Source organism: Bacillus sp. 05T31 (genome assembly GCF_056396725.1).
In genome coordinates, this window is sequence record NZ_JBFTMA010000649.1 from 1 (window position 1) to 4593 (window position 4593).

Genomic DNA, 4593 nt, shown 5'->3' on the forward strand with positions numbered 1-4593 from the left:
GTTCTTTTCCCTCTATTCCCTTTTCTTTAAACTTTCCTATGTCTTTTTTAGTAATCTTTGATTCCGCACGTTTCGTATTCAATTGCATCCAAAAATCTTTTTTATCGATATCGGTTAATTTATTTATATCTTGCTCAGGCATTTCAAGTACCTTCGCCAAGTCTTTTGCTGTTTTTAAAATATCTTCACTCGTAATCCCCTTCACCCTTGTATACGTAATTGTGCGAAGAGATTTATTATTAACGACCGTTTTCCCTTCTCGATCTAGAATCTGTCCACGTGGAACTGGTATACTAGTTGTTTCATTTTGACTGTTTTCCACTTGGTTCTTATAAGCCTCTCCCTCAACGATTTGTACTTTTCCTAGCTGCATAATAATAGCTGAGAATAGTACAAATATGCAAAGGAACATTATATTCAATCGAATAGATATAYATGTCTTCTGTTTCTTTACTTTTTGTTCTTTCATAAATCCTCCATATAATTCTTCAGGAAATCCTCACTAATACTTAGTAAATAAATATACTAAAAGCGTTCCCTATATATTAGAAACCACTATTCAGTTATAATAGTGTCTTATCTTTTTTGTTAAATCCTTGTAAGCATCCATTCCTTTTGGTTTAGCCGTGTAATTGATAAATCTCCCTTCCTGTTTTTTCTCTATTTTTTTGTCGCCTGCATTAGAAATGCTAAACTGTATAATGACTCATATTAAACTTACACATAGACTTACTATTAACATGTACTTTTTTTCATACTGATTGTTCCTTTCTTCATGCTGTAATACTTAATAGACAACCTAAGTAATAAAGTTGTTCCACATTTACAAAAAAAATAATTAACTATAAGATGGAATAGGCTACATAAGGGAGGGTTATATGTTACATACGAAAAGATGGAGATTTTTTGCGGTTCTTTCTATTGTAAATGTGATTTTACTAATTTTATTAAAAATCAACTTCATTTCAATTACTATCGCAACTTCTTCAGCTGAAAGAGGAGAAATTCTTGATCAAAATGGTGTAATACTAGCTACAAATAAGAAAGTTAAGTCTCTATATTGCACTTCTAATGATGAAAAACTATCGAATAAAGATACATCAAACACATTAGCTTTTTTCAATCAATTTTCAAACGAGTTTCAACATGACATTTCTACAGAGGACATAAAATCTCAATTACAACAATCCTGTAATAAGCAGACTATGAATGAAATATCCTTATACTCTGATATAAATGAAAATGAAATTTCATTCATAAACAAGAATAAACCTAAAAATGTAGTGATCAAAGACGAATTCATTCGATATTATCCAAAGAACGAAATTGCTTCACAAGTAATTGGGTATGTAGAAAATGACCTTAATTCTAAGTATGGACCTGTTGGAAAAAGTGGGATTGAGCTTCAATATGAAAATGAWTTAAAAGGAAAACCCGGAAAAACTCTGATTTTTAAAATGAATAATAAAAAGTTCTTATGGAACATTCAAAAAGTACAAAAAGGAAAAGATGTCCGGCTAGCTTTAGACTCTAAATTGCAGCAAAAAACAGAGGAAGCATTAAGAGCTCAAATTAAGAAAACACCTGATGYTAAWGCTGGTTATGYTGTRGTAACCGATGTRAAAACTGGCGCAATTTTAACTATGGYCAACTCRGCAGTRTTTRATCCAAATRCATTATATGAACAAGTATCATCTAAAAAAGAAAACATCAAATCACTTTCGCAAAATAAAGCAATTCAAAAATTAAAGTATGGTGAATCTTATGTAAATATGGCCTCTACTATAAAGCCACTTACTATTTTAATTGGATTAAACGAAAAGCTTTTTCAACCTGAAGATACTTATTTAGATAAAGGTACTTTTCAGTATGATAATCAAAATAACATTACTAATGCACCTGGAACACCAACAGGTGAAATTACACCSAGSCAGGCTATCATTAATTCATCTAAYACATTTATGACAGCAAAAGTAGCTCTSCCCTTATTCAACCAAAATAATGGGAATATAGAAAAAGTGGCACATATATGGACAGATTATTTAAWGCAATTCGGYCTACGYTCTAAAACGGGTATTGATTTACCCTTTGAAGAAGACGGACAATATGAATTTCATCCTTCTAGTAAGTTTGAAAATGGAATCTCTGCTTTATTAAATGCCTCTTGGGGAGGAAATGAAGTGCACACTCCTCTTCAACTCGCTCAATATGCAGCAACTTTGGCRAGTAAAGGTGATARATATAAAMCYCAAATYGTAAGTGCWATTATTRGTCAGGACGGTAAGGAAACAAAAAAGTTTAAACCAATTTTAGAAAGTTCAAATCGTTATCCTATGAAGTTTTGGAGTGTCGTGCAAGGCGGAATGAGTCAAAATATAGAGGAGATTAAAAACTTACCCTTTCATGTCGCAGGTAAAACGGGTAKTACAGGTTYTCCGAATGAGCAAGAAAGAATGATAAATCAKTCTCTWTTCATTKCATATGCTCCTACCGAAGATCCACAAATYGCCATTTCCGTCGTTATTCCTGGTAGTAATTCAGAAAAAAATATCGCTGCTCTCGTTACATCAGAAATTTTAGAGTCATGAATACTTAATATCAGTTAAAACATACTCTTTTTGTACATATCCAGTATTACCGTTAATTGTCGATATTTTTATATATCCATCCTTTTGCACTTTTTCTGGAATCCAAGCTTTTACCATTTCATTAGATACTTCATATAAAACTTGTGATTCTCGCTTTGGTTCAGCTAAAATTTTCGTTTTATTTCCAGTAACAGTTRCATATATAWAATGMKCTYGCTTTGRTTGGTTACTTTCTGTCAWTCCACTTGGTACTTTRTATRCTTKCTTTGTATCATTTGYAAATTCTCCCCCCATTGTAAGAGCGACTTGCAACTCATGAAAAATATCCTCATCAACCTTCAATTCATCCTTCGAATACGTTCTCCCTTTAAATATAACGTCATCATTTAATGCTCCATACAAATCATTTTCATTTTTWGAATTTGTACTTCGATATAAGTCATTYATAAATTGTTTYARTGAKGGATCTTGAGCAGATTCATCTTTTGTTTTMGGCTTAATTTGAGTACTACTTTGTACCGGTGATTTATTATCATCAAGCCMAGGTTGTTGAACAATAAAAAATAACATTGTACAAACCAAAACAACTACAAYAGGCAATGCTTTTTTACGAAATGGTCTCTTRTATGTTACAGAATCTACTTCACTATTTTGGTATACCGATTGCTTTATTTTATTAATAAATTCTTCTTCATCTTTACGACGCTCCATTGGTCCGTTTTTTAATTTGCTATACCAGTCAGGATTTTTTTTACTGTTCATCACTTCTACCCTCCCCTATTAGTTTTGAAACCTTACTTCTCGCTCGGCTTAATCTAGATTTGACTGTTCCAATTGATACATCTAATGTTTCAGCCATTTCTTCATAAGACAATTCATATTTCGCGTCCAATATTAGTATTTCGCGGTGTTTTTTAGGTAGTTTTAATACAACATCCCAYACATCATTCATTTCCTCTTGMTTAAAAAATTCTTGTTCTGCCGATGGAGATTGCTTATCGTCACTAAAAAAYCCCACTAAAGATATCCTTTTAAAATAAGAGGATTTCAAATAGTTTATTGCCGTATTTCTTGTRATTTTTAATATCCACGTTTTAATAGATGACTCCTTTCGAAACGAATKCCAATGTTTAAAAACCTTWATAAATACATCTTGYGTGATGTCATCTGATAAGTGCGGATCTTTCGTAATAATAAATGAATAATTCCATACATCCTGCCAATAGTCTTTTATAACATAGTCAAGCTCATCATGATTACATTTTTCAATAAACTTCTGTTCCATTTCCACACCTCAAACTTATTTGAATAAACATAAAGCTGCCCTCACTTTTAATATGGTTTCAATATATAGACATGATACAAGTTTCATTTGTTCCATTGTTTATCTTTTTTTCGATAGAAGACTCCTTCTTTAAAAATGTAAAGGTGGGAAATAAATGTTGTTAGATATTTCATCTATACATTCTCTTCAGTGACAGGCTCCTAAAAAACAAGTAAAGCATACAATATTAAAAATTTACTCATAAAAATCTGATTACGATTTTTTGGATTTCATGAAACACTCCACTTATATCACCTATTTTTTCCAAGATCATACTTATTTGTGTGCTCTATTTATTTTTTACTAAATAGTTGTTTTGTTAAAGTTTAAAATTACCCTCACTTATTCATTTCAATTTGTTCTACTCTTATTTTTACTATTAGAAATGCCAAGATTTCAGATATGGAAATAAATATGAACAAGTTTTTTATCATCAGCTGCATTAGTACCTATCCCAATCGGACTTGCACTTCCGACTGAATCCTCTAGTTTTAAATCAGTATTTAGGACAAACTACCAATCAGCCCGTACTTGCAAATAATGAATATGATGCGGTATCAACTTTCTAGAGTCACAACAAAATAGAAAAAGCATTCTCGATTAGGAAGAATGCTTTTTTTGAACTTAATTGTTCTTTGTTTTACCCAATTTATACCTTGGAGTTAAGCAAACATATAATAA

At 31.4% G+C, this 4593-nt stretch carries 3 protein-coding genes and 1 pseudogene; 1 reads left to right on the forward strand and 3 read right to left on the reverse strand.

Annotated elements, in window-relative coordinates; all coding sequences use genetic code 11:
* Positions 1-469 (reverse strand): annotated as a pseudogene (locus AC1DJR_RS25900) (penicillin-binding protein); the annotation flags it as partial.
* 409 nt (positions 470-878) lie between these two features.
* Between AC1DJR_RS25900 and AC1DJR_RS25905 the strand changes: the two are divergent.
* Positions 879-2588: a peptidoglycan D,D-transpeptidase FtsI family protein gene (locus AC1DJR_RS25905; RefSeq protein WP_477003849.1), complete on the forward strand. Its 1710-nt coding sequence runs from the start codon at positions 879-881 to the stop codon at positions 2586-2588.
* Here AC1DJR_RS25905 and AC1DJR_RS25910 read toward each other — a convergent pair.
* Both AC1DJR_RS25910 and AC1DJR_RS25915 read right to left on the reverse strand, forming a co-directional pair.
* The gene (locus tag AC1DJR_RS25910) at positions 2583-3350 is read right to left on the reverse strand and encodes an SH3 domain-containing protein (protein WP_477003850.1); all 768 of its coding nucleotides are present in this window, start codon (positions 3348-3350) and stop codon (positions 2583-2585) included. The two genes, AC1DJR_RS25905 and AC1DJR_RS25910, sit on opposite strands and share 6 nt — an antisense overlap.
* Positions 3340-3873 carry an RNA polymerase sigma factor gene (locus AC1DJR_RS25915; RefSeq protein WP_477003851.1) on the reverse strand — a complete coding sequence of 178 codons (534 nt, stop codon included), beginning with the start codon at positions 3871-3873 and terminating at the stop codon, positions 3340-3342. The genes AC1DJR_RS25910 and AC1DJR_RS25915 overlap by 11 nt, the downstream gene beginning before the upstream one ends.
* Positions 3874-4593: the final 720 nt, after the last annotated feature.